Source organism: Bradyrhizobium sp. USDA 4501 (assembly GCF_054062115.1).
Genome location: NZ_JBSSEX010000001.1, coordinates 9,122,272 through 9,143,951, shown reverse-complemented (window position 1 = coordinate 9,143,951; position 21,680 = coordinate 9,122,272). Strand labels below are relative to the sequence as shown.

28 protein-coding genes are annotated in these 21,680 nt (G+C 65.2%); 13 read left to right on the top strand and 15 right to left on the bottom strand.

Features of this window, described 5'->3' with window-relative positions:
• Positions 1-39 precede the first annotated feature (39 nt).
• Complete coding sequence (locus ACVWZM_RS42785; RefSeq protein WP_028344860.1) at positions 40-1,662, top strand: ABC-F family ATP-binding cassette domain-containing protein; 1,623 nt, start codon at positions 40-42, stop codon at positions 1,660-1,662.
• Position 1,663: 1 nt separating this feature from the next.
• On the opposite strand, the gene ACVWZM_RS42780 is transcribed toward ACVWZM_RS42785, so the two are convergent.
• The 3 genes from ACVWZM_RS42780 to ACVWZM_RS42770 all read right to left on the bottom strand — a co-directional run bounded on the left by ACVWZM_RS42780 (position 1,664) and on the right by ACVWZM_RS42770 (position 4,324).
• A complete protein-coding gene (locus ACVWZM_RS42780) occupies positions 1,664-2,296 on the bottom strand; it encodes a DapH/DapD/GlmU-related protein (protein ID WP_168857003.1) in 633 nt (210 codons plus the stop codon).
• A 76-nt stretch (positions 2,297-2,372) separates the two neighbouring features.
• Positions 2,373-3,347 carry a glycerophosphodiester phosphodiesterase family protein gene (locus ACVWZM_RS42775; RefSeq protein WP_456856261.1) on the bottom strand — a complete coding sequence of 325 codons (975 nt, stop codon included), beginning with the start codon at positions 3,345-3,347 and terminating at the stop codon, positions 2,373-2,375.
• Positions 3,348-3,412: 65 nt separating this feature from the next.
• The gene (locus ACVWZM_RS42770; protein WP_456856259.1) at positions 3,413-4,324 is read right to left on the bottom strand and encodes a dienelactone hydrolase family protein; all 912 of its coding nucleotides are present in this window, start codon (positions 4,322-4,324) and stop codon (positions 3,413-3,415) included.
• A 110-nt stretch (positions 4,325-4,434) separates the two neighbouring features.
• Here ACVWZM_RS42770 and ACVWZM_RS42765 point away from each other — a divergent pair, with 110 nt between their 5' ends.
• Positions 4,435-5,310, top strand: coding sequence for an MBL fold metallo-hydrolase (locus ACVWZM_RS42765; protein WP_076832081.1), 876 nt, complete (start codon positions 4,435-4,437; stop codon positions 5,308-5,310).
• 25 nt (positions 5,311-5,335) lie between these two features.
• Here ACVWZM_RS42765 and ACVWZM_RS42760 read toward each other — a convergent pair whose 3' ends face one another.
• From ACVWZM_RS42760 to ACVWZM_RS42750, 3 genes are read right to left on the bottom strand one after another with little or no spacing between them, the layout of a single operon-like run.
• Positions 5,336-5,527: a hypothetical protein gene (locus ACVWZM_RS42760; RefSeq protein WP_057019937.1), complete on the bottom strand. Its 192-nt coding sequence runs from the start codon at positions 5,525-5,527 to the stop codon at positions 5,336-5,338.
• Between the two features lie 50 nt (positions 5,528-5,577).
• Positions 5,578-5,880 carry a PilZ domain-containing protein gene (locus ACVWZM_RS42755; RefSeq protein WP_057019938.1) on the bottom strand — a complete coding sequence of 101 codons (303 nt, stop codon included), beginning with the start codon at positions 5,878-5,880 and terminating at the stop codon, positions 5,578-5,580.
• A gap of 4 nt (positions 5,881-5,884) precedes the next feature.
• On the bottom strand, positions 5,885-6,679 hold the full coding sequence (locus ACVWZM_RS42750; protein ID WP_456856258.1) for a DUF2336 domain-containing protein: 795 nt from the start codon (positions 6,677-6,679) through the stop codon (positions 5,885-5,887).
• A gap of 312 nt (positions 6,680-6,991) precedes the next feature.
• Between ACVWZM_RS42750 and ACVWZM_RS42745 the strand changes: the two genes are divergently transcribed.
• Complete coding sequence (locus ACVWZM_RS42745; RefSeq protein ID WP_316395812.1) at positions 6,992-7,960, top strand: AraC family transcriptional regulator; 969 nt, start codon at positions 6,992-6,994, stop codon at positions 7,958-7,960.
• Positions 7,961-8,031: 71 nt separating this feature from the next.
• Positions 8,032-8,277, top strand: a complete 246-nt coding sequence (locus ACVWZM_RS42740) for a hypothetical protein (RefSeq protein WP_076832093.1) — start codon at positions 8,032-8,034, stop codon at positions 8,275-8,277.
• A gap of 124 nt (positions 8,278-8,401) precedes the next feature.
• Here the strand turns inward: ACVWZM_RS42740 and ACVWZM_RS42735 are convergent, their stop codons facing one another.
• Entirely contained in the window at positions 8,402-8,650 is a 249-nt protein-coding gene (locus ACVWZM_RS42735) for a hypothetical protein (protein ID WP_021079659.1), read from the bottom strand.
• Positions 8,651-8,800: 150 nt separating this feature from the next.
• Here ACVWZM_RS42735 and ACVWZM_RS42730 point away from each other — a divergent pair, with 150 nt between their 5' ends.
• Together ACVWZM_RS42730 and ACVWZM_RS42725 are read left to right on the top strand one after the other, a co-directional pair.
• Positions 8,801-9,478 carry a nitroreductase gene (locus ACVWZM_RS42730; RefSeq protein ID WP_092086314.1) on the top strand — a complete coding sequence of 226 codons (678 nt, stop codon included), beginning with the start codon at positions 8,801-8,803 and terminating at the stop codon, positions 9,476-9,478.
• Between the two features lie 234 nt (positions 9,479-9,712).
• On the top strand, positions 9,713-10,876 hold the full coding sequence (locus ACVWZM_RS42725; RefSeq protein WP_456856256.1) for an acyl-CoA dehydrogenase family protein: 1,164 nt from the start codon (positions 9,713-9,715) through the stop codon (positions 10,874-10,876).
• Positions 10,877-11,025: 149 nt separating this feature from the next.
• On the opposite strand, the gene ACVWZM_RS42720 is transcribed toward ACVWZM_RS42725, so the two are convergent.
• On the bottom strand, positions 11,026-13,107 hold the full coding sequence (locus ACVWZM_RS42720) for a methyl-accepting chemotaxis protein (RefSeq protein WP_456856255.1): 2,082 nt from the start codon (positions 13,105-13,107) through the stop codon (positions 11,026-11,028).
• 164 nt (positions 13,108-13,271) lie between these two features.
• Positions 13,272-13,523 (bottom strand): hypothetical protein, encoded by a 252-nt coding sequence (locus ACVWZM_RS42715; protein WP_057019943.1) that lies wholly within the window; start codon positions 13,521-13,523, stop codon positions 13,272-13,274.
• Between the two features lie 192 nt (positions 13,524-13,715).
• On the opposite strand from ACVWZM_RS42715, the gene ACVWZM_RS42710 reads away from it, so the two are divergent.
• Both ACVWZM_RS42710 and ACVWZM_RS42705 read left to right on the top strand, forming a co-directional pair.
• A complete protein-coding gene (locus ACVWZM_RS42710) occupies positions 13,716-14,306 on the top strand; it encodes an NADPH-dependent FMN reductase (RefSeq protein ID WP_456856254.1) in 591 nt (196 codons plus the stop codon).
• 34 nt (positions 14,307-14,340) lie between these two features.
• A complete protein-coding gene (locus ACVWZM_RS42705) occupies positions 14,341-15,123 on the top strand; it encodes an SDR family NAD(P)-dependent oxidoreductase (protein ID WP_229193535.1) in 783 nt (260 codons plus the stop codon).
• A gap of 85 nt (positions 15,124-15,208) precedes the next feature.
• Here ACVWZM_RS42705 and ACVWZM_RS42700 read toward each other — a convergent pair whose 3' ends face one another.
• Positions 15,209-15,592, bottom strand: coding sequence for a hypothetical protein (locus ACVWZM_RS42700; RefSeq protein WP_229193534.1), 384 nt, complete (start codon positions 15,590-15,592; stop codon positions 15,209-15,211).
• Positions 15,593-15,766: 174 nt separating this feature from the next.
• Here ACVWZM_RS42700 and ACVWZM_RS42695 point away from each other — a divergent pair, with 174 nt between their 5' ends.
• Positions 15,767-16,396 (top strand): L,D-transpeptidase, encoded by a 630-nt coding sequence (locus ACVWZM_RS42695; RefSeq protein WP_016843930.1) that lies wholly within the window; start codon positions 15,767-15,769, stop codon positions 16,394-16,396.
• 75 nt (positions 16,397-16,471) lie between these two features.
• Here ACVWZM_RS42695 and ACVWZM_RS42690 read toward each other — a convergent pair whose 3' ends face one another.
• Positions 16,472-17,344: a hypothetical protein gene (locus ACVWZM_RS42690; RefSeq protein ID WP_456856252.1), complete on the bottom strand. Its 873-nt coding sequence runs from the start codon at positions 17,342-17,344 to the stop codon at positions 16,472-16,474.
• A gap of 588 nt (positions 17,345-17,932) precedes the next feature.
• Here ACVWZM_RS42690 and ACVWZM_RS42685 point away from each other — a divergent pair.
• The 3 genes from ACVWZM_RS42685 to ACVWZM_RS42675 all read left to right on the top strand — a co-directional run bounded on the left by ACVWZM_RS42685 (position 17,933) and on the right by ACVWZM_RS42675 (position 19,442).
• Positions 17,933-18,514, top strand: coding sequence for a septal ring lytic transglycosylase RlpA family protein (locus tag ACVWZM_RS42685; RefSeq protein WP_456856250.1), 582 nt, complete (start codon positions 17,933-17,935; stop codon positions 18,512-18,514).
• 392 nt (positions 18,515-18,906) lie between these two features.
• Complete coding sequence (locus ACVWZM_RS42680; protein WP_456856248.1) at positions 18,907-19,131, top strand: hypothetical protein; 225 nt, start codon at positions 18,907-18,909, stop codon at positions 19,129-19,131.
• Positions 19,132-19,235: 104 nt separating this feature from the next.
• Positions 19,236-19,442: a hypothetical protein gene (locus ACVWZM_RS42675; protein ID WP_456856246.1), complete on the top strand. Its 207-nt coding sequence runs from the start codon at positions 19,236-19,238 to the stop codon at positions 19,440-19,442.
• A gap of 61 nt (positions 19,443-19,503) precedes the next feature.
• On the opposite strand, the gene ACVWZM_RS42670 is transcribed toward ACVWZM_RS42675, so the two are convergent.
• Positions 19,504-20,232 carry a class I SAM-dependent methyltransferase gene (locus ACVWZM_RS42670; protein WP_456856244.1) on the bottom strand — a complete coding sequence of 243 codons (729 nt, stop codon included), beginning with the start codon at positions 20,230-20,232 and terminating at the stop codon, positions 19,504-19,506.
• A 128-nt stretch (positions 20,233-20,360) separates the two neighbouring features.
• On the opposite strand from ACVWZM_RS42670, the gene ACVWZM_RS42665 reads away from it, so the two are divergent.
• Positions 20,361-20,546, top strand: coding sequence for a hypothetical protein (locus ACVWZM_RS42665; protein WP_016840754.1), 186 nt, complete (start codon positions 20,361-20,363; stop codon positions 20,544-20,546).
• A gap of 89 nt (positions 20,547-20,635) precedes the next feature.
• Here the strand turns inward: ACVWZM_RS42665 and ACVWZM_RS42660 are convergent, their stop codons facing one another.
• The 3 genes from ACVWZM_RS42660 to ACVWZM_RS42650 form a co-directional block, all read right to left on the bottom strand.
• The gene (locus ACVWZM_RS42660; protein ID WP_016840755.1) at positions 20,636-20,872 is read right to left on the bottom strand and encodes a hypothetical protein; all 237 of its coding nucleotides are present in this window, start codon (positions 20,870-20,872) and stop codon (positions 20,636-20,638) included.
• A gap of 323 nt (positions 20,873-21,195) precedes the next feature.
• Complete coding sequence (locus ACVWZM_RS42655; protein WP_168857013.1) at positions 21,196-21,369, bottom strand: hypothetical protein; 174 nt, start codon at positions 21,367-21,369, stop codon at positions 21,196-21,198.
• Between the two features lie 9 nt (positions 21,370-21,378).
• Positions 21,379-21,609, bottom strand: a complete 231-nt coding sequence (locus ACVWZM_RS42650; protein ID WP_028332292.1) for a DUF6894 family protein — start codon at positions 21,607-21,609, stop codon at positions 21,379-21,381.
• Positions 21,610-21,680 lie beyond the last annotated feature (71 nt).

Sequence of the window (21,680 nt, the reverse complement as noted above, 5' to 3'; positions counted from 1 at the left end):
ATAAGAGGCCGCAAACCCTCAGTTCCCCAGTATTAGAGCATGATCCGCCTCGATAACGTCTCCAAGCAAGTCGGCCACCAGATCCTCTTCATCGAAGCCTCCGCGGCGCTCCAGAAGGGCGAGAAGATCGGCCTCGTCGGGCCGAACGGCGCCGGCAAGACCACGCTGTTCCGGATGATCTCGGGCCGGGAAATCCCGGACGAGGGCCAGGTCTCGCTCGATCGCGGCATTTCGATCGGCTATTTCAGCCAGGATGTCGGCGAGATGTCCGGCCGCAGCGCGGTCGCAGAGGTGATGGATGGCGCAGGGCCCGTCAGCGTGGTCGCGGCCGAGCTCAGGGAACTCGAGGCCGCAATGGCCGACCCCGACAAGGCCGACGAGATGGATGACATCATCGCGCGCTATGGCGAGGTGCAGCATCAGTTCGAGGAGCTCGACGGCTACGCGCTCGACGGCCGCGCGCGCGAGGCGCTGGCGGGTCTCGGCTTCAGCCAGGAGATGATGGACGGCGACGTCGGCAAACTATCCGGCGGCTGGAAGATGCGCGTCGCGCTTGCGCGTATTCTTCTGATGCGTCCGGACGTCATGCTGCTCGACGAGCCGAGCAACCATCTCGATCTCGAAAGCCTGATCTGGCTCGAGCAGTTCCTGAAGGGTTATGAGGGCGCGCTGCTGATGACCTCGCATGACCGCGAGTTCATCAACCGGATCATCAACAAGGTGGTCGAGATCGACGCCGGCCAGCTCACCACCTATTCCGGCAATTACGAGTTCTACGAACAGCAGCGCGCGCTCTCCGACAAGCAGCAGCAGGCGCAGTTCGAGCGGCAGCAGGCGATGCTCGCCAAGGAGATCAAGTTCATCGAGCGCTTCAAGGCGCGCGCCTCGCACGCAGCCCAGGTGCAGAGCCGGGTGAAGAAGCTCGACAAGATCGAGCGGGTCGAGCCGCCGCGGCGACGGCAGACCGTGGCGTTCGAGTTCCAGCCGGCGCCGCGCTCGGGCGAGGATGTCGTCAGCCTGAAGAACGTCCACAAGGCCTATGGCAGCAAGCGCATCTATGACGGCCTCGACTTCATGATCCGTCGCAAGGAGCGCTGGTGCGTGATGGGCATCAACGGTGCCGGCAAGTCGACGCTCCTGAAGCTGGTCGCCGGTTCAACCGAGCCCGACGACGGCGCGGTCGCGGTCGGCGGCAGCGTCAAGATGGGCTATTTCGCCCAGCATGCGATGGACCTGCTCGATGGCGAGCGCACCGTGTTCCAGTCGCTGGAGGACGCGTTTCCGCAGGCCGGCCAGGGCAGCCTTCGCGCGCTGGCCGGCTGCTTCGGCTTCTCCGGCGACGACGTCGAGAAGAAGTGCCGGGTACTCTCGGGTGGCGAGAAGGCGCGGCTGGTGATGGCCAAGATGCTGTTCGATCCGCCGAACTTCCTGGTGCTCGACGAGCCGACCAACCATCTCGATCTCGCCACGAAGGAAATGCTGATATCAGCGCTCTCCGAGTTCGAAGGCACGATGCTGTTCGTCTCGCACGACCGGCACTTCCTCGCCGCGCTTTCCAACCGCGTGCTGGAGCTGACCCCTGACGGCATCCACCAATATGGCGGCGGCTACACTGAGTATGTCGCGCGTACCGGCCAGGAAGCGCCGGGACTGCGGAGCTAGCTCAAGTCCGCCATCGCGCGCAAAACGCCTCGACGTCGCCGGACTGGAATTCCGGCAGGCGCTCCCAGATGGTTTCGGCCGGCCAGTTCCACCAGGCGATCTGCGACAGCTCGGCGGCGATCTTGCGGTTGAACCGCTCCTTGATCGGCCGGGCCGGCACGCCGCCGACGATGGTGTAGGGCGCGACATCGCGCGAGACCACGGCGCCGGCCGCCAGCACCGCGCCGTCTCCGACGGTGACGCCGGGCAGCACGATCACGCCGTGGCCGATCCAGACGTCGTTACCGATCACGACGCGATCCGCGCGTCGGTTCCTGAAGAAGTCATGATCGCGCTCGGCTGAGGCGGTGTAATATTCCGGACAATAGGTGAAGCGATGCTGGGAGGGGCGCTCGAGCGGATGATTGGGCGCGCCGATCCGGACCTGCGCCGCGATCGCGCAGAAGCGGCCGATCACGGCGTCGGCGACGATGCAGCCGCTGCCGAGATAGGAGTAGTCGCCAAGCTCGGTGTATTCGATCGCGGTGTCGCCGAGAACCTCACAGCAACGTCCGACCCTGACCTCGCGCAGCTTGACCGTCGGCTCGATGACGGTTTCGGCGATCTTGGGGCGGGTCAGGCTCGGTGCGTTCATAGCGTTGTCCTCGATGCGACGAGCCGCTTCAGTCGCACAATTTCTATGACGGAGAGATGACAGGAGGAGGCCGGATCTAACGCCCGGCGAGGCGGGCGATGGTCTCGATTTCGTTGGTCCAGATCCCGCCGGAATAGCTTTCGGGCAGGCGCCGGAACAGGTCGGCATCGTCGACCCCGGTCGAGAATTCGCCGCCCTGATAAGGCCCGAGCACGAAGACCGCGTTGTTGGCCGCGGCCATGCGGTTGAGGAAGCGGTCCGGCCATCCCCATAGCCAGGGCGCGTAGTTGATCGGCACCAGCACGATGGCGTTGCGGCAGGCATCAGGCACGATGCCGGTCCAGCCATAGCCGATATAGCGGACGAGGCATCTCTTGAGCGTCGCGCGCGAAATGGTTCGGGTCTCCGGCGCAAGCCGCCGGATCGTCTCGATCGGCTCGTCGCCGCCATAAACCATGATCAGCTTGCGCCGTTCGGCGGCGAGCCGGTTCAAGACCGTTGCGAGCTTCTCGCCTTCGGAGGGATCGCGGCTCTTGACGTTGATCAGGAGCCGGCGATCCGGAAAGGTCTTAAGCACCTCGTCCAGCGACGGCATTAGGCCGATGCCCTTGCCGCGGAACGGGAAGGTCTTGCCGTCATCGGCCGTGTAGCCATAGCCGATATCGAGCATCTTCAGCCGCGCCATCGGCTGTTCGCGGGTGACGCCCTGGCCATCGGTGCGGCAATCGACGGTCCAGTCGTGAAACACCGCGAACTCGCCGTCGGTCGTCGGATGGACGTCGAGCTCGACGATATCGGCGCCGCGCTCGAAGCTCGCCCGCATCGAGCGGATCGTGTTCTCGAGATAGTCATGGGTCGGCGGCAGCATGCGCGCCGCGGTGCAGGTGTCGTTCTTGAGGTCGCGCTCGTCGAAGCGCTGCGCCATGCCGCGATGGGCGAGCAGCACCGGCTTGCCGCCGGCATGCGTTGCGAGAAGGCTCGTGTTGTTGAGGTAGATTGCGGCGGCGACGGCAACGATCGCCGCTGCCGCGTATTTCAGTTTCCTGCCCAAGCGACTCGGTTCCTTGCTGGATCGCCGGCCCGGGTAGGGGTGCTTTCTGGTCGATTTGCGGCGGCCTAATCCTTCAAGCCGTCGATTGCGGCAATCGCCCGCACCATCGCGTCCTGGAGCGCCGCGCTGTTGGCGGGATTCGACTGGCGGCGACGGCCGGGATCGTCGAAATCGTGGGTGGCACCCGGATAAACCACGACGTCGATCTTGCTGCCGGCAGCAACGGAGCGGCTGGCGACGTCCCGGCAGCGGTCGGGCGATACTTCCTCGTCGTCCGTGCCGAGCAACATCGTGATCGGTGCTGCCGACCCGAGCGTCTGCGCCAGCAGCGCGGCCGGCCCGCAGCCCGGATAGAACACGAGCGCGGCGCGATACCCCGACGTCGTCGCGCCTTGCCGCTGCATCACGTTCAGCGCGGTGCTGCCGCCATTCGACCATCCCTGCAGGAAGATGCGGTTGCTGCTGATCTCCTTCTGGCTGCGCAGCCAGCTCAGCGCGCCCTCGGCGTCTAGCGGCCGCACAGTCTTTTCATTGACGTCGCTGCGATCAGGATCGTCATGCGTGTAGCGGCCGAAGCCGTGCGCCTTGCCGCGCGGACCAAAACTGTCCGGCAGCAGCGCGAAATAGCCGTGGTCGGCCCAATACTGTCCCCACATCGCGTGGCGCTTGGACAGGCTGCCGGCATTGCAGGCCGCCGACGGATTGGTTCGCGACACCAGCGTGCAGTCCTTGTTGACGTTGGTCGAATAGGGGCCGCCGCGGCCGTGCAGCAGCACGATGGCAGGGTACGGGCCCGGCGTTTGCGGCCTGAACAGGTAGCCGACGATCTCGGTCTTGCCGTCGGCGCTCGGAAAGAAAACGGTGTCGGGCGCGGCTGCCGCCGCTGTCGGCAATGTCGTGAGCATCAGGAGGACGATCGGAATCGCGCAATGGGTCATTCCCGCAGCATGAGCAGGAATTCGGATGAATTGCGGCATGGTTGTTTCCCTCCAGCAATGCAAAGCCGCATGGCGTGCTGCACGGCGCTCGGCTTGTGAGGCGAGGTGCCGCCCGCTACGCTTTACAAAAAACCGGGAGCGAAACAACCATGAAGCAGATCAGGATCGGCGACATCACGATCGACGCGGTAATCGAGCGCGAAGGACCGTGGCGGCGGCCGCAGGATTTCTTCCCGACCTACAACGACGATGTGTTCAAGCATCATCTGAAGACGATGGAGCCGGAGGTCTTCGATGCCGCGCGCGGCATGATGGTGATCACCTATCAGACCTTCGTGGTGCGGACGCCGCGCTACACCATCCTGGTCGATACCTGCACCGGCGAGGACAAGGGACACCCGCCGCCGTTCGACTTCCCGGGCAAGGAGCGCTGGCGCGACGAGCTGTTCGCGCTCGGCATCTCCTATGAGCAGATCGATTATGTGTTCTGCACCCATCTGCACATCGACCACACCGGCTGGAATACGACGCTGCGCGACGGGCGCTGGGTGCCGACCTTCCCGAACGCGAAATACGTCTTCCACAAGGGCGAGTATGCGGCCTGGGAGGCCGAGAACGCCAAGGGCGCCAATCCGCCCGGTACGGTGTTCCGCGACAATTGCCTGCCGATCGTCGAGGCCGGGCAGGCGCTCCTGGTCGACGACGACTACGCGCTCGACGACACCGTGACGCTGACGCCGACCCCGGGCCATTCGCCCTGCCATTGCTGCATCAACATCTTCTCGAAGGGGCAGCGCGCGGTGGTCGCCGGCGACCTGATGCACCATGCAATCCAGTGCCGCGAACCGGAATGGTCGGCCAAGCCCGATTGGGACCCGAAGCAGTCGGCGATATCGCGGCGGAAATTCTTTGCCTCCGTTGCCGAGACCGACACGCTGATCCTGCCGATCCATTTTCCGGCCCCGACGGTCGGCCTGATCAAGGCGGATGGCGATCGCTTCGACTATCGCTTCAAGCGGGAGTAGGCGCGCGACAGTCGGCAGCTCAAGGTCACCGCGCTGCGCGGGTCCGGCGCGGGACCTGGGTCAGAAACCGTTCCAGATCGGCGCACAGGCGATGCGCCATTTCCTCGTCGATCGCAAACGTCGCGACGCTGCCGGCGCAGTCGATCTCGATGGTCCCGCGCAACGGTGCGGCGGAGGCGGTCGATACCCTGATGTTGGTCGCTCTCTGTACGGTCATGTCGTCAACTTCCCTTCGGGCCGGTTGCGCCAATCCTCATTTTGCAATCCTCACCTTGGAATGACGGGGCGTCCCTTTCGCCGTCTCTCTTCGATGAACCTCACGCCGATCTCGGCACCGTCGACGCGAACGAGCTCGCAGCGGCGGAAGGCCAGTCCACGCGAGGACAGCACCAGGAAGAACTCCTGGGCCTTCAGCACATCGAGCGATCCGTCGACCTCGAGCCGGGCCCCGCTCTGCGAGACGTCGAGCAGGATGCAACTCCGCCGCCACGTGCCGTCGACACCCATGAGATTGACGGGATAGCGCGTCTCGAGCCTGACGCGTTCCGCCCTGCGGTCACCATACGTCATTGCATCACTCGCACGACCTGAGAGCGCTTCCTGCCCGGGAGCGCTTCGTCGTTACCGTGGCCCGCGCCTCCGCATCGTCGATTGTGGCTGGTGGGGTCGCGGAGGCGCGGGCTGCGCTGGCATCGATTGCAGCGCGGATCGTGTCCTGAAGATCGGGCCGCGCAAGCTTGAGCAGCCGGGCCTGCTGGCGCGGCGTGGACCGCATAACGAGGTCGGCAAGAACGCGGCGAGGTAGATCCTTGCGCGAGATCAATCCGTCGGCGATGTCGTCGTCGCCCTCGGCAGCATCGATCATCATGGCGAGGCCCGCGCCGGTCAGTTCAGCGCCGGGATTGCGCGCGAGGACCCGAAGCACGCTGCTGTCGCCTCGCATCAGGAGAATGTCCGTGAGCTCCGCATTGACGGCCTTGCGTCCTGCGATCGCGCAGAGGTGTCCCTCGGCCCGCATCCAGGCGATGTCGATCAGGTCGACATCGGGGAGGCATTCGCATTTGCGCAGGATCGGAGCGGCGACATCGGCGTCGTCATGGTTGGCCAGGCGGCGCGCGAGTTCCCGCGGCACCAGGCGCAAATCGGCAAGCGAGCGGCTGAGCGTGGTCAGGGTCCGTAGTTCGACGCTCTCGGTCAGGCGGACCAGGATGCCGTCGAAAATCTCGACGTGGTGCGCGCTGAGGCGGTGAGCGTCTTCGAAAAACAGCCCGGCCACCTCCTGCAGCATGCGCGTGCGGAGGTCGGGCGAGCCAGCTTTCAAGACATGGTCGAGTTTGGCAATAAGATCGGGCGAGGCAATAACTGTCATTGCGGTCTCTAAAATGGTCCGCGACGAGGAACATCATCGTTCCCGATGCCAATCTGCTCCTCGAATCTTTAATAGGGGTATAGAAATTGATGGGGAGGGCCGATCGCGGCGGTGGATATCCCGCTAAAGACTATCGAAATTCGGCAGCCGCGTTACATTGGCGGATTGTCCGGTTCGACGAACGGACCGCATTTTTCCTGATTGAACCTATTGGACGATTCGCATTTTGTGCATGGAATTTATTGATGCGGCCGGCGCGCAAGGCGCCGCGTCGCGCGCAATTTTTCAAGAGCATTTCACGGGAGCGGTCATTTGACGGCGCCATTGCCGGTGCCGAGAGTCTTTCGTTTTGACGATGTTGATGCATTCCGGAGTTCGATCCGAAATCTGGATGTTGATTTCACGCCACTCGCGCGGAAGATTTCGGCCGAGCAGGTCATCCTGAGTTTGCCGGGATGCGAGCTCAACTACACGCAGTCCTTTCCGCGGATCGTCGACGCACAGCTTGCGCCGCACACCACTGCGGTCGGCTTCACGATGGATGACGGGGTCCCGATTCGCTTCAACGGCGTCGAGCGCGATCGCGCGGTCATTGTGCTCGGTGGCGGCGGCGCGTTCTACTCGTCGGTGGAGGAGACGCCCCGCCAATATGCCTCGGTGATGTTTACGCCGGAGATTGTCGATCGTGGCTGGCCGCAGCCGGGTCTTCATTTCAGCATTCACGAAATTTCTCAACGCGCGCAGGATCGGCTGCGTGAAGTGGTAAGGCACATCCTGCTCGTGACCTCGCAGCCGACCGAGGATGCCCCGTTCGCTAGCGGCGAGTCGATCAAGGAGACGCTGCTTGCGGCGATCGACAACGCCTTCGCCGAGATCGTGCCGGCCAAGTGGACGACGCGGGCCAACACGACGCGCCAGTTCAAGGTCTTCAACGACGCGCGCGCAATTCTGGCAGGCGACGTGGCGCACCCGATCTACAGCGGCGAACTGGCCAGGCAGATCGGCGTGTCGGTGCGCACGCTGCATGACGCCATCCAGCGCTACCGGGGCGTCAGCCTGCATCGCTATTTGCGGTTGCGCCGGCTCTGGCTGGTGCGCCAGCAACTGCTGGCCGGTGCGCCCAGCGTCAAGATGTGCGCGCTGGCCTACGGATTTTGGCACTTGAGCGATTTTTCGCGCAGCTATCGGTCGCAGTTCGGGGAAGCGCCATCCGAAACACTGGCCGCCTCGCGCCGTCCGGGCGCCACCCGCGCCGATCCGTCCCGCGGACACGGTTCGTAACCATCGATCTGAACGGAATCTTAACGGCCGCCGACGAGCCTGTGGGTACGATTTCACCAGAGGCGACGGCAATGCATCCCCGGAGATTTGCGCGTGTTCGTCCGAGCGGATGCGTGTCCAGTGTGGTCAAGCTCCAGCTTGAACCGAAGGCGCCGCTGATCGAGTGCCGGCTGGTGGACTATTCCGCCGGCGGGGCCTGCCTGGAATTTGCCAAGCCGACCCAATTGCCGGAGCGTTTCGAAATGTTTCATGGCAACACCCGGAAGCGTTGCCGGCGGGTTTGGAGCAGGGGTGTGCGGGTCGGCGTATCGTTCTGAGGGCGCCCGCCGATCAGGGGCGATCCACCGGCCAATAGCCGTTCGGGCCGCGCCCTGCGCGACCCGATGGTTTGTCCCGATTGAAGTCTGTCCCGATGAGGGGTGAAAGGCGTCGGCGAGAGGCTCAGGCGCCGCTCTGGCACTTCTTCATGAACGAGGTCTTGGCCGCGCCGGCGAGCTTCTTGCCGTCGGAGCCGACTGCCTTGGTCTCGCAGGCGTCCGTCGTGCACTTCTTCATGAACGAGGTCTTGGCCGCGCCGGCCAGCGGCTTGCCGTCCTTGCCGACGGCTTTCGTCTCGCAGGAGGCGTCCTGTGCAAATGCCGAACCGGCGGCAAAGGTCGCGATCACGGCCGCCAAGAAAATCCGCTTCATCTGGGTTCTCCCTAAACCAAACCAGTGGCCGGATTGGATACGGGATTCTTGGCCCGATCAAGTTCCCATGGCCGATTTTGTCGATAAAATACCCCGATCAGATCAAGGAAATTCCGCGCGCAGCGCGGAACAAAATCGGGGAAGCGCGGAATGGAATTCGAGACGCTGGTACAGTCACGCAAAAGCGTGCGCGGGTTCAAGAAGCAGCCGGTGTCGCGGGCGACCGTCGAGGAGATCATCGAGGTGGCCAAGCGCGCGCCGTCCTCGATGAACACCCAGCCCTGGCACGTTCACGTCCTGACCGGGGCGCCGCTGGAGGAAGTGCGCCGCCGCAACATGGAAGAGATGGTCGCCGGTGCCAAGGTGAAGCGCGACATCGTCAGCCATGGCGAATACCAAGGCGTGCACCGCGGCCGCCAGGTCGACATCGCCAAGAAGCTGTTCGGGGCGATGGGGATCGCCCGCGATGACAAGCCGATGCGGCAGGATTGGGTGCTGCGCGGCTTCCGCCAGTTCGATGCTCCGGTGTCGCTGGTCCTGACCTACGACCGGATCCTCGATCCGGGCGCGGTCTGCCATTTCGATCTCGGCGCGCTCTGCTACGGCATCGTGCTCGCAGCCTGGGATCGCGGCCTTGGCAGCGTGATCAACGGCCAGGGCATCATGCGCTCCGACATCGTGCGCGAGGTCGCCGACATCCCGGAAGACGAGGTGATCATGACCTGCGTCGCAATGGGCTATCCCGACGACGGCTTTGCCGCCAATGCGGTACGCTCCGACCGCGAGGCCAACAACGATTTTGTCCGCTACGTCGGCTTTGCCGATTAGCGCCGCGTCGTTCGCTTGCTCAGGGGAACAACCTCGTGCGGCACGCTCGGTTGCGCGATGCACGGGCGTGTCCGGCGCATTTGCGTACGCGCCGACCACGCCGCGGGATATTGAATTCCGCGCCGTGAAACCATCGCGCGAGCGTGAGCGCGGCTGCGCGTTTCCGCTATTCTCGCCGGTAAAAAATGCGCTACTGGTTTTTTGAAGCACAACAGCGCGGGCGAGGAATCCCAGATGAGCGACGATGAACAGACAGCTATGATCCGCGAGACCGTCGCGAGATTCGTCGATCGCGAACTGATCCCGCTCGAGCCGCACTATCTGAAATCGAAGCTGCCCGGCAGCGATCACCCCGAGCTCACGTCGGAACAGCGCAAGCGGCTGCGCGACGTCTCGAAGGAGCTCGGCCTCTGGGGCCTCGATGCGCCCGAGGATCTCGGTGGCCACGACCTGCCGACGCGCACGATGGCTGCGGTGCACGAAGAACTCGGCCGCAGTTGCGTGCCGTTCGTGCTGCCGCCGGACTCGCCGAACCTGCGCATGCTGCAGGCGGTCGGTACCGACGCGCAGAAGAAGAAATATCTGCAGCCCTATATCGAAGGCCGGATGGCCTCGGCGATCGCGATCTCCGAGCCCGGAGCCGGCGGCGATCCCGCTGGCATGAAGACGCGCGCGGTGCTCGAAGGCGAACAGTGGGTGCTCAACGGCCGCAAGATCTGGATCAGCAATGCGCGCGCCGCCGACTTCATCATCGTGATGGCGCGGGTCGGCAACGATCAGCGCCAGGGCGGCATCACCTCCTTCATCGTCGAGAAGGGCACGGCGGGCTTCATCATCGAGCGCGAGATTCCGATGGTCGGCGGCGGCTCGACCTATGAGGTCGTGTTCGAGGATTGCCGCATCCCGAAGGACTCCGTGCTGGGCGAGGTCGGCAAGGGCTATGCGCCGATGCAGCTGCGGCTGCGCACGCGGCGGCTCGAGATGGGATCGACCTGCGTCGGCATCACCAAGCGTGCGCTCGACATGATGTGCGAGCACGCCAGGCAGCGCGAGACCTTCGGCGTCAAGCTCGCCGAGCGCCAGGCGATCCAGTGGTGGATCGCCGATATCTCCACGCGCATGCATGCGTGCCGGCTGATGGTGCGCGAGGCTGCCGACAAGACCGACCGCGGCGAGGACATCCGCCACGAGGCCTCGATGATCAAGGTGTTCGCGACCGAGATGGCCTATGACGCCTGCGACCACGCCATGCAGACGCTCGGCGCGCTCGGCGTGACGCTGGAATTGCCGCTGAACGCGCTGTGGCAGAAGGCGCGCCTGATGCGGGTCTACGAAGGGCCGAGCGAGGTGCATCGCCAGGCGATTGCCCGCCGCGTGCTCGGCCTGCGCGGCGGCTAGCAGGGCGCGCGGCCCTCAAGCAAACCCGTCATTGCGAGCGCAAGCGAAGCAATCCATCGTGCCGCAGTGGAGACATGGATTGCTTCGTCGCTGTCGCTCCTCGCAATGACGAGGAGAAAACCTGCCACGTGGTCGCCACGTGCTCTCGATTACGCCGCTCGCACGTCGGACAGGAAGCGGTTGACCTGGCCGGCGAGGTCCTTGGACTGCGTCGACAGCTGTTCGGCCGCGCCCAGCACCTGGTTCGCGGCGCCGCCGGTGTCGTCCGCGGCGCGCTGCACGCCGGAGATGTTGGAATTGACCTCCTGGGTGCCGCGCGCGGCTTCCTGAACGCTGCGCGAGATCTCCTTGGTCGCCGAGCCCTGTTCCTCGATCGCGGCGGCGATCGCGGTGCCGATCTGGTCGATCTCGGTGATGACGTCGATGACGCTCCGGATCGCCGTCACGGTCTCGTCGCTCGCGGTCTGGATCGCGGTGATCTGCTCGGAGATCTCCGTGGTTGCCTTCGCGGTCTGGCCGGCCAGCGACTTCACCTCGGACGCGACCACGGCAAAGCCGCGGCCGGCCTCGCCGGCGCGGGCCGCCTCGATGGTGGCGTTGAGCGCCAGCAGATTGGTCTGTGCCGCGATGCTCTGGATCAGCGTCACGACGTCGCCGATTTTCTGCGCGCCCTCGGCCAGCGAGCGCGCGGTGTCGCCGGTACGCCGGGCATGATCGACCGCGCGCGCGGCGATCTCGGTCGAGGTCGCGACCTGGCGGGCGATCTCCGAAATCGAGGAGGTCAGCTCCTCGGTGGCGCTCGCCACCGTCTGCACGTTGGTCGAGGTCTGATCGGACGCCGCGGCGACGATTGCGGCTTGGCGGTTGGTGGCGGCGGCGGTGGCCGACATCGATTGCGCCGTGTCCTCCATCACCGAGGATGCCGCGGACAATCCGCCGACCAGCTCGGTGACCTTGGCTTCGAAGGCGCGGGTCAGATCGTCGAGCACGCGGGCGCGGCGCATCTTGACGTCGTTCTCGGCTTCCTTCTCGGCAGCGAGGCGATCGGCTTCGATCTTGTTGTCCTTGAACACCTGCACGGCGGCGGCCATCGCGCCGATCTCGTCCTTGCGCGCGGCGCCCGGGATCGTCTCGGCAACTTCGCCCGCGGCAAGACGCGACATCCGGCCGGTGAGGGCCGCGATCGGGTTGAGGATGCGGCGGCGGACCATGACGATCAGGCCGGCACTGACGGCAACGACCGCGAGCAGCCCGATCAGCGCCACCACGAAGCTGAAGCGCGCCGACGAATAGGCGCCCGCAAGGCCTTGCTCGGCATTCTCGTAGAATGCGTCGCGCACGGTGATGATGGAGGCGAGGCCGATCTGGGATTCGGCGTAATAGGTCTCGACGTCTTGCTCATACTTGCCGGAGATCGCGCCTTCCTTGGCGAGCTTCAGCGCCTTGCCGAAACGCTCGACGTAGTCGGCCTGCATCTTGCCCAGCGCCGTCAGGACATTGGCTGATGTCGCCGGATTGTTGCGCAACTCCTGCAGCGTCGAGAGGATCTGCTCGGTGCGGCCGGTGCTGTGGAACAGCTCCAGCTTTTCCTGTTCGGTCGCGACCCGCTTGGCGCCGACCAGCGCCTTGTGCAGGCTGGCATTGAGGCCGCCGGTGTCGCGCAGCGTCCAGGCGACATTGGCGTAGCTGGCCTGGCGGTAGGCGTTGCCGTCAAGGCCGGCGAGGCGGCGCACCTGCTCGTCGAGCAGCACGGTGACGCCGGCGTTGAAGACGGAGTTGTCGGCGACGATCTTGGTTGCCGCCGGACGGCGGGCATCGACCGGACCTGCGATCGCCTTCTCGATCGCGTCGCGGAGCGCGGCGAACTTGGCCTTCAGCGCATCGATCGCGCTCGCAACCGCTTCGCCGTCGTCGAGCGAGCCGGGCAGCGTGGCGCGGACCTGATTGACCTTGGCGAGCGCGCCGTCGGTCAGCTTGCGCAGCTTGTCGAGATCGGTGATCTGCTTCTGGTCGATCGCACCGGTGCTGAACAAGAGGTTGGTGGACATGCCGCGTTCGGAGTTCATGTAGCGCGGGATGTCGCCGACGGCGCGGACGATTTCGAGCCGGCTCTGCGCGGTCGAGATCTTGTCCATGGTCTGGTACTTGGTCACCGCGACATAGGCCGCCAGTCCGCCACCGACCGCGGACAATGAGACGATCGCGGCCGTCAGGAGAGTACCGATTTTCATGGGATGCGCGCCATTCTTGACGAGAGAGGGGAGGCCTCAACCGTAGCGGGCGTGCATTAAGCTTGGGTTTATGATGCGGGAGCCGCCGCAACGGCCCCGGCCGTTTGGTCCGAAAGTCGAAGGCGCCGCGTCGCCCGGCCGCGCGTGGCGGCGGGCGTGACACGTCAGTGCTCGTCGTCGTCAGCGCCCTTGGCCGCGGGGCGGTGCTGGGTGGCGCCGTTCGAGCCCGCTTCGCCGCAGGGGAGCTGGTTCCAGGTGCCATCGGCGGCCTGCTGATAGGCCTGGCAGCCGGACGAGGTGGTGGTCGTGGATTTGTCGTCGGCCTTCTGCCGCTCGGTACTCTTGCCCAGCGCGGGCGTGGCAACGGCAGCGATGGCTGCGAGCGAGCCTGCGAAAACCAGCTTTGCGATCCGCATGTCGGTTCCTCCTTCTCGAAGCGAAAACATATCCAGAAAACAAATCTGGCGATTTTTGGCCACGGCGAAGGGCCTGCGACGAATTGCTTAATGCTGGCGGAACGAGCCGGCATGCCGGTTAACACTTGTGCGCGGCGGCTCACCGCGCCCGCGCCGCAGGACGCTGTTGCCGCACCGTGCTAGGATCGCCCCATGATCCACCGCATACTCGTGTTCTACGGCTCCTATCGCTCGGATCGCATGGGCATCCGGCTGGCACACTTCGTCGTCGACGGCCTTCGTGCCCGCGGCAACGATGTCGAGTTGATCGATGCCAAGGAGGTCGGCCTGCCGATGCTCGACCGGATGTACAAGGAACATCCCAAGGGGCAGGCGCCGGCCGTGCTCGAAACGCTCGCCGGAAAAATCCGCGACGCCGACGGCTTCCTGTTCGTCACCGGCGAATACAATTGGGGCATTCAGCCCGGGCTGAAGAACCTGACCGACCATTTCCTCGAGGAATGGTTCTGGCGTCCCGCGGCGATCGCAAGCTATTCGGCCGGGCGGTTCGCCGGCGTGCGTGCCGCGACCGCCTGGCACGGTACGCTGTCCGAGATGGGCATGGTGGTGGTATCGAGCACCATCGGTGCGGGGCCGATCGCGCAGACGCTGTCGGCCGAGGGCAAGCCGATCGGCGAGGGCGGCAAGGCGCTCGAACGCGCCTTTCCGCGCTTTGCCGAGGATTTTTCCTGGTGGATCGAAGCCGCCAAGGCACAGCGGGCGCGCAAGGCGCCGCCCTACTGAGCGCAGGTCTGCCAATCCCGGGAGTTTCGCGATCATGAGCCTCTTCACATCGCCGTTCGATCCCGCACGCGAGACAGCCCTGGTCACCGGCGCGGGCAACGGCATCGGCCGCGCCATTGCGCAGGCCCTGGTCGGCGAAGGTCTGCGGACGGTGTTTGCCGATCTGTATGAGGACAGGGTTCTGGCGGCGATCAAGGCCGCGCCGCGTCCCGAACTCGCGGTCGCGTGGGCCGGCGATCTCGCGCAGCACGCGGCGTGCGACGCCCTGTTGGCGCATGCGCAAGCCTCGCTCGGGCAGGTGACCCATTTCGTCCACAGTGCTTCGCCGCCGCGCCGCGAAGCCGATCATGCGATGGCCGTCGATCAAGAGATCTGGCGGCAGATGCATGCGGTCAATCTCGATGCCGGCTTTCATTTGTCGCGCGAACTGGCGCGCAGGCTGATCGCGGCGAAGACGCCGGGCTCGTTCCTGCTGCTCACCTCGCTGCATGCCGGCACGCCACGCAACCTGCCGCATTACTCGACCGCGAAGGCCGGCATGGCGATGCTGGTGAAGGAGCTTGCCAAGAGCTGGGGCCGCTATGGCATCCGCGTCAATGCGCTGGTGCCCGGCGCGATCGCGGCCGGCGGCTTCGTCGCCGATCCCGCGCTGGCAAAGCATATTCCGCTCGGACGGCTTGGCCAGGCGGACGATCTTGCGCCGATGGCGCTTGCCGTGCTCTCGCACAAGCTCTCCGGTTACGTCACCGGGGCGTCGATCGTGGTCGATGGCGGCCTGTCGCTGACCAACTGGTTCGCGCCGCCGGAGCTCGATTGAGGATTCTCGTTCGACGTGTTTTCTTCACGCGAACCGGTGCCCATCCCGCATCAAGTGCGGGACAGGCTTCGCTCGAAAACGCTTTCTATTCCTTCGTCCTGATGTAGCCCGCGAGCCGCGTCTTCTGGTCATGGCACCAGGTCGTCATGCTGCCGGCGCGGCGCTGATCGAGGTCGGTGGTCTGGGTTGCGATCGCGACTTCCGTCATCAGGTCGTCGGCCTGCTTCTCGCCCATCTTGCCACCGGTATGCATGAAGGCGATCGCCTTGCGCACCTTCTCGGTGGTGCCGTCGGGCAGATGCATGTCCTGCGCCCGCTGCACGAGGTCCTGATAAACCAGATCGGTGCCGGGGCACTCGACCTTGGCGGCAAAGGCCTGCAGCACCATCGTGACATAGGCCGCGCGCGGATCGGCATGGGCAGGGGTTGCTGCGACAATCAGGCCGCCGATCAGCAGGGCGTAACGCATGAATTTCCTCCGGAGGTTTTGGACGTTTTTTGTGAGGCTAGCGTCCAAGGGAACCGAGTGCAACCGCCAGGACACACTCACGGAAAGAACCGATCAAACAGACGTGTTCCAACCTCGTTGCCACGATTTGAGCACGATTTCGGCAGCATGTGGCACAAGTTGACGCAGGGGAGAATGATCGTGTCAAAGTTGGGGCTTGCTGCGGTGCTGGTGGGATCGCTTGCGCTTGGCGGCTGCATGCAGGCGACGCTGTCGCCGGCGACGGATGTCGCGATGACGTCGCGCGATCGGCAATTGCTGGCGCATCCGCCCTATGCGGATGCCAAGATCCCGCAGCAGTTCCAGCGGCACATTGTCGAGTACACCCGTCGGGAGCAGCCGGGCTCGATCCTGGTCGATACCGACGCGCGCTACCTCTATTACGTGCTGCCCGGCGGCAAGGCGATCCGTTACGGCGTCGCCGTCGGCGAGGAGGCGATGGCCTTCTCCGGCGTCGCCACCGTCGGCCGCCTGGCCGAATGGCCGGATTGGGTTCCGACCCAGGATATCCAGGAGCGGCTCGGGCCGTATCCGAAGCGTGTCGCCGGTGGACCGGCCAATCCGCTCGGCGCCCGCGGCATCTACCTCTACCAGGGCAACAAGGACACGCTGTATCGCATCCATGGCACCAACCAGCCCGAATATATCGGGCAGGCGATCTCGTCGGGCTGCATTCGCATGACCAATGGCGACGTGATCGACCTTTATCAGCGGGTCAAGCCGGGCGCGACCGTGGTCGTTCTGCCGCCGGGACAGAGCGCGTAATTCGAATACAAAGTGTATTGCGGCCGATCGCGTCATCGCGATCGGCCGCACGCTTTTTTAAAGGTCAGTCAGGCTTCAGCGCAGCGGCATCGGCGGCCGAACCACCGGGCCGCCATCATCCGCGTCAACAACCGAGGACTGCTGCTGCACCGGCCGCGGTGCCGCAACCGCCTGCGGGGCGGCGGGAGCCGGCAGCGGCGCTGCTGAAGCGGGCGGCGGAGGCGGCGGGATATAGGCCTGCGCCGGCCGGCGCACCGGCGGCGGCGCAACGGCGGCATGCGGCGCCGCCTGTGGCGTGACCGCGGCGCGCGGGCGCGGCGGAGCGACCGGCCGCGGCTCGACGGCCCTGGTCTCGGTCGTCTTCGCGACGCGCTGTGCCAACTGATCCTGGCCGGCCTTGAGCTGATCGATGCTGGTCTTCAACTGCTCGATCTGCTGTCCCATCGACGCGAGATCACGCGCCATCGATTGCAGCAATTGCGTCTGGTCGGGTGCCGCTGCGGCTGGTGCCGCCGCGGTAGCGGGCGCAACGAGCGCTCCTGCGGCAGCCGGTGCCGCGGCAGGGGCGGGCGCCGGCGCGGCCGTGGCGGGCACGGCCCCGGCGACGTCCTGTGGCGGAGTGGCCGGTGCAGCTTCAGCTGCCGCCTGATCGGTTGTCGCCGCCGGTGCTGGCGGCGCACTCACCTGATCCGAGGCGGAGGCTGCCTTGCCTGGGATCAGCGAAGTCAGTGCAGCGATTTGAGGCGCCCACTCGGCGGCGATCTGCTTGGCGCGATCGCCGTAGTGCTGCCACGCCGCGGTGCCCATGGCGCCAGCGATCGCGAAGCAGAACCAGAAGGCGCGGATCGCCCATTTGCTGGTGGGGCGCGGCGCGCGGTCCAATCTGATGTCGTCCAGTCGGCCGTCATGGCTTGGCGCGCTATAGGCCGGCTCGGCCGCTACTGACATTGTCGTGACCGGCGGCACCGAGGCGACGGCCGCGGCGGACGCGACCGGGGGCGTGGACGTAGGCGCGAGGCTCGAGCCGAAATAGGGCTCGCGTTGCCCCGGCGCTGCCCTTCCGGCAGGCGCAGCGGCGTTGTCCGGGCGTACCGGAGCGAAGCTGGGTTCGATCGCGAAAATATCGTGTGGATCTGCGTCTTTCAGTGTCGATTGCATGGCGGTCCCCGTTTCATTCCAAGGTCAACCGCAAATGGGCGGCCGGCAAATTTACGCTCTGTATTGACCCCTGACCCTGTCCCCACGACTCCAGTCCGGTTTGACCAAAGCAAGGCGACAGGGTGGAGAGGTTGGGGAGTTTCGGGAACCCAAGCCGGGGACGAAGCGCACGAACGTCCACGGCCTCTCGCGCAGCGCCCCTACCGCATTCCGGATGAAAGCTCCCTGGGTTGTGTGGCGCATCCACCACACCGAGGGCAAATCGCATGGCGTCCGGCACCTCCGACCGTGCTCCGCCACCGTTCCGCCCCGATTGGATTCGGCTGATAGGCCGTTGGATTTTCGGCTTGGGCTGGGGGCGCAAGTTGGGGGTGCAACATGTCACGCGACGATGCAGTCAACTCGTACGTCGGCGTCAAATGCAGCGCGCATGGTGCTGCGGCCCCGATCCTGTTTGCGCATGCCCGAAAGCCGCTCCGGCTGCTCGCCGTGATGATCGGCGCGGCGTCGCTCGCGGCGTGCGCGCAGTCCTCCGTTGTCAGCCAGCGCTCACAGGCGCTAGCGAGCCGGCCTGCGTCGATCGAGCCGACGCGGGCTGCGTCATCTACGACACGCACACGTGTCGCCACGGCGCGCAAGCATACGCCGTATGCCTCGCGCAGGACCGGCCACACCAAGATTGCGTCGCAGGGCGTCGCGAGCTTCTACAGCGAGGAGCAGCCGACCGCGAGCGGCGAGAAGTTCGACGGGCGCGAGTTGACCGCCGCGCATCCGACATTGCCATTCGGCACCAAGCTGCGCGTGACCGACGTCAAGAGCGGTCGTTCGGTCACCGTGCGCGTCAATGACCGCGGACCCTACGTCCCCGGGCGCATCGTCGACGTCTCGCATTCTGCGGCGCAATCGCTCGGCATGATCGGCAAGGGCATCACGAATGTCAGGCTCGACGTGGTGCAGTGAACCGCGCCGCACAGGCGAGGTCCGGGATTTTTGCCAGCTCGATCGGGAAAAAGTCCCGGCGTTGCGAGCGCTTTAATCCTGTTGTCCGAATGACGGCGGCAAATAGAATTGTTGCCGCTACTTCCCCGCGCTCTCCATTTCCAGGCGCGTGGATTTCTACCCAATGAACCTTCCCCGCCTTGGTGTCCCTCCAGGGCGGGGTTTTTCTTGTGGCCGCCATGCGCGCCGCATGCGTCGACAGGGCGAGCCGGCGCCATAACCTCCGTCCTGCTTTGGAGGGCGGCCATGCCAAACAACAATCAAGAAACTGACGGCTTCGCACGCTCGATGACGGCAGAGGCACGCACCGGATCGAGGTCGGTCTCGATGCGCCGCGCGAGGGCACCACGACGATGACCGGCAACAAGCTGCATCACGAATACCAGCCCGACCTGATGCGCATGGTCGCGAGCGGCAGCTGGCGCGACCTGCGCACGTTCGTGATGACCTGGACCTGCGTGGAATCGGCGTTTCGCGACACCGTGACCTGCACCTTCGAGGGGCCGCAGATGCGATTCGCGCGCAGCGTCAACTCATTGGCGCTGGATATGCCGACCTTGATGGGAAAGCTCGCATAGGCGCGACCGAACGTTGCGCGCTGGCGGATCCTGCGCCGGCGGTTCCACCAAATTGTCACAGTCCCAGCGAAATCCGGCCCAAAGCCGCTGCCAACAAACGCCGGATGGACCAAGTCGGCGAGGGACAAGCGTTGGCCTACAAGATGATCGCAGAACGCGAGAACGAAACGGTCAGGATCGAGCGCGAGAGCACCTTCATCATCATCGCCAAGGCCAAGATCTGGGCGAGCGAAGGGTGGCAGGTGGTGATCACCGACAAGGACGGTAAATCATACCCGCCCGAGGAGTTCGACAAGCTGCTCGCGGCTTGACGCCAAAGCGCGATGAGTTCGGGTTGAAGCTTCATCGCGCTTTAGCTCTTCGGATCATGCTTTAGCGTTGCGCTGACACCAGGAGCATCATCGGCCGTTCGAGCTCGTCGGCCAGTTCGGGCGCGGCCTTGACCTGCTCCCGCGTCGGGCAGAACTCCTCGACATGGCGCAGCGTGAAGCCGGCGCCGATCAACACGTTGAGCGTGGTGCCGATGGTGCGGTGATATCTCAGCACGCCCTTCACATACCAGTCGGTCCGGCGTTCGCCTTCGATGAAGTAGCGGTTGACCGGCCAGGTCTTGCGGCCGTCTTCGTCCTGCCCCCAGTCCGGATGGACGGCCGCCATGTAGACCGGATGCTCGACGGTGAAGACCAGATGCCCCTCCGGGACCAGCGCGCGATACAGCATGCGCGCCAGGCGATCGAAATCCCTGATGTAGTGGAAGGCGAGGGCGGAGTAGGCGAGATCGAAGGTCGATTTCGGCAGCTCCAGCGTCTCGAGGTCGGCGATCTCGTAGGTGATCGCCGCATCCTGCGTCATGGCGGTGGCGCGGCCGATCATGTTCTGCGAGAGGTCGATGCCGAGCACGTCGGAGGCGCCCTGCTCGCGCATCCAGCGCGATACCCAGCCGAAGCCGCAGCCGAGATCGACCACGCGCTTGCCCGCGACATCGGGCAGCATGGCGCGGATCGCCGGCCATTCGGGCGCGCCGAGCAGTCCGCGGACCTGCCGCGGCAGCTGGCTGTAGCCGGCGAAGAAGCCGGGATCGTCGTAGATGTTCTGCGCCATGGCTCTCTCTGTAGCCGCCGCCGCGCCGGGTGGGAACCGCTGATTGTGGCGCGCCCGGCGCGCTGCTGGAACCAGACGCGGCGCTCAGTGGTTTCTGATGTCAGCAGTCGACAGCCGAGGAGAGCGCCATGTTAGCCGAGATGCAAATCCACACCATCGCGCGGCAGATGCTGTTGAAGCACGGTCCGGAGGCGATCGCCCAGGCCGCGCAGAACGCCGTTGCTTGCGAAAGCAAGGGCGAGACCGACGACGCGCGCGACTGGCGCCATATCGAGGACGCGCTGAAGATGATGCGCGGACCGCATCAGAGCTGACGGCGGGCGGGGCAGCGACCCCGCCGTCGCGCAACAACACTGGGACCGCGCGAGGCGAGCGCGGTCGCCGCAGATCTAACCGACGGACGCTAGCCCGCCCTGCGCCACCGCGGCACGGGATCGAGCGGCGTGCGGTAGAGCTCGCGCCGGTCGATGTCGGTGACGCGCACCGCGCAGCCGCGCGCCTTCAGCTCCGGCTTGACCTGCGACAGCTCGTTGGCGAGCTGGTCGGCGCGGTCGGAGGCGAGGCTGATGTCTTCGAGGATGATGGTTCCTTGATTGCGGAACTCGTCCCCCACCACGAGATCGAAGGTGTAGTACGGCATTCCGAAGTCTCCGTTTCGGTTTGCATCACAGGGTAACACTGAGTCGAGCATTCCCTAAGATGCGTGGCGCACAATCAACGTGCGATCGGCGCAAAAACGATGTGCAGCGCATCAAGCACGACGAACGAACAAGCCACGCCGCACGGCGAAGGAGTCCTTTGAACCAGCTCACCGCCATGCCGTTAAGATTTGATTAAAACAGTCGTCGCAAGCTCAGGACCAAGTGGAATCGCAGCGGAACCGGACTCCGGGAACCGGCAGCTGCAGGAGAAGGCCGGTGGCGTAACGCCCGCCGGCCTTTTCTCATTGTGGATGCCGCGAAGCTAGTCGCGCAGCGCGGCTTGCCGCCGGGCGCGGCACTTCGGGCCAGGCCCGCGCATGTAATACAGTTCGGGGCGATAGGGATTGATGACGCCATCGATCAGCGCGACGCAGCGCGCGACGAGGCGGGCGAGGTGGCGCCGCAACGGCTGCAGGGCAAGTTCCATCGCATTCATGGCACGCCCTCAGTGCAGCTCGCCGAGGATGGCGGTGAACGGCAGCTCGAAGATCTCGGTTCCGATGTCGTCGGTGACGTGGACCGCCCAGTTGCGCCAGTCCTCCACGCTCGGTGTCATGACAAAGCTGCGCGCCAGTTGCTCCGCATACACGCGCGCCTCCGCCAGATCCATCGCGGCGCCGGTGCGATCCAGGATGACGTGCTTGTCGTCGGAGCAGTGAAAGAAAACTGCGGACATTCTTCCGATTCCCATGCCGAAGCGATTCTCGCGCGCTGCAATAGCAGCGCGCGCGGGCACTGAGAATCCGG

Bases quoted from the DNA above. Each gene is read 5' to 3' on its own strand.
- ACVWZM_RS42785 (WP_028344860.1), top strand. From the start codon at position 40: ATGATCCGCCTCGATAACGTCTCCAAGCAAGTCGGCCACCAGATCCTC.
- ACVWZM_RS42780 (WP_168857003.1), bottom strand. From the start codon at position 2,296: ATGAACGCACCGAGCCTGACCCGCCCCAAGATCGCCGAAACCGTCATC.
- ACVWZM_RS42770 (WP_456856259.1), bottom strand. From the start codon at position 4,324: ATGCCGCAATTCATCCGAATTCCTGCTCATGCTGCGGGAATGACCCAT.
- ACVWZM_RS42765 (WP_076832081.1), top strand. From the start codon at position 4,435: ATGAAGCAGATCAGGATCGGCGACATCACGATCGACGCGGTAATCGAG.
- ACVWZM_RS42760 (WP_057019937.1), bottom strand. From the start codon at position 5,527: ATGACCGTACAGAGAGCGACCAACATCAGGGTATCGACCGCCTCCGCC.
- ACVWZM_RS42755 (WP_057019938.1), bottom strand. From the start codon at position 5,880: ATGACGTATGGTGACCGCAGGGCGGAACGCGTCAGGCTCGAGACGCGC.
- ACVWZM_RS42750 (WP_456856258.1), bottom strand. From the start codon at position 6,679: ATGACAGTTATTGCCTCGCCCGATCTTATTGCCAAACTCGACCATGTC.
- ACVWZM_RS42740 (WP_076832093.1), top strand. From the start codon at position 8,032: ATGCATCCCCGGAGATTTGCGCGTGTTCGTCCGAGCGGATGCGTGTCC.
- ACVWZM_RS42735 (WP_021079659.1), bottom strand. From the start codon at position 8,650: ATGAAGCGGATTTTCTTGGCGGCCGTGATCGCGACCTTTGCCGCCGGT.
- ACVWZM_RS42730 (WP_092086314.1), top strand. From the start codon at position 8,801: ATGGAATTCGAGACGCTGGTACAGTCACGCAAAAGCGTGCGCGGGTTC.
- ACVWZM_RS42725 (WP_456856256.1), top strand. From the start codon at position 9,713: ATGAGCGACGATGAACAGACAGCTATGATCCGCGAGACCGTCGCGAGA.
- ACVWZM_RS42720 (WP_456856255.1), bottom strand. From the start codon at position 13,107: ATGAAAATCGGTACTCTCCTGACGGCCGCGATCGTCTCATTGTCCGCG.
- ACVWZM_RS42715 (WP_057019943.1), bottom strand. From the start codon at position 13,523: ATGCGGATCGCAAAGCTGGTTTTCGCAGGCTCGCTCGCAGCCATCGCT.
- ACVWZM_RS42710 (WP_456856254.1), top strand. From the start codon at position 13,716: ATGATCCACCGCATACTCGTGTTCTACGGCTCCTATCGCTCGGATCGC.
- ACVWZM_RS42705 (WP_229193535.1), top strand. From the start codon at position 14,341: ATGAGCCTCTTCACATCGCCGTTCGATCCCGCACGCGAGACAGCCCTG.
- ACVWZM_RS42700 (WP_229193534.1), bottom strand. From the start codon at position 15,592: ATGCGTTACGCCCTGCTGATCGGCGGCCTGATTGTCGCAGCAACCCCT.
- ACVWZM_RS42695 (WP_016843930.1), top strand. From the start codon at position 15,767: ATGATCGTGTCAAAGTTGGGGCTTGCTGCGGTGCTGGTGGGATCGCTT.
- ACVWZM_RS42690 (WP_456856252.1), bottom strand. From the start codon at position 17,344: ATGTCAGTAGCGGCCGAGCCGGCCTATAGCGCGCCAAGCCATGACGGC.
- ACVWZM_RS42685 (WP_456856250.1), top strand. From the start codon at position 17,933: ATGTCACGCGACGATGCAGTCAACTCGTACGTCGGCGTCAAATGCAGC.
- ACVWZM_RS42680 (WP_456856248.1), top strand. From the start codon at position 18,907: ATGACCGGCAACAAGCTGCATCACGAATACCAGCCCGACCTGATGCGC.
- ACVWZM_RS42675 (WP_456856246.1), top strand. From the start codon at position 19,236: ATGGACCAAGTCGGCGAGGGACAAGCGTTGGCCTACAAGATGATCGCA.
- ACVWZM_RS42670 (WP_456856244.1), bottom strand. From the start codon at position 20,232: ATGGCGCAGAACATCTACGACGATCCCGGCTTCTTCGCCGGCTACAGC.
- ACVWZM_RS42665 (WP_016840754.1), top strand. From the start codon at position 20,361: ATGTTAGCCGAGATGCAAATCCACACCATCGCGCGGCAGATGCTGTTG.
- ACVWZM_RS42660 (WP_016840755.1), bottom strand. From the start codon at position 20,872: ATGCCGTACTACACCTTCGATCTCGTGGTGGGGGACGAGTTCCGCAAT.
- ACVWZM_RS42655 (WP_168857013.1), bottom strand. From the start codon at position 21,369: ATGAATGCGATGGAACTTGCCCTGCAGCCGTTGCGGCGCCACCTCGCC.
- ACVWZM_RS42650 (WP_028332292.1), bottom strand. From the start codon at position 21,609: ATGTCCGCAGTTTTCTTTCACTGCTCCGACGACAAGCACGTCATCCTG.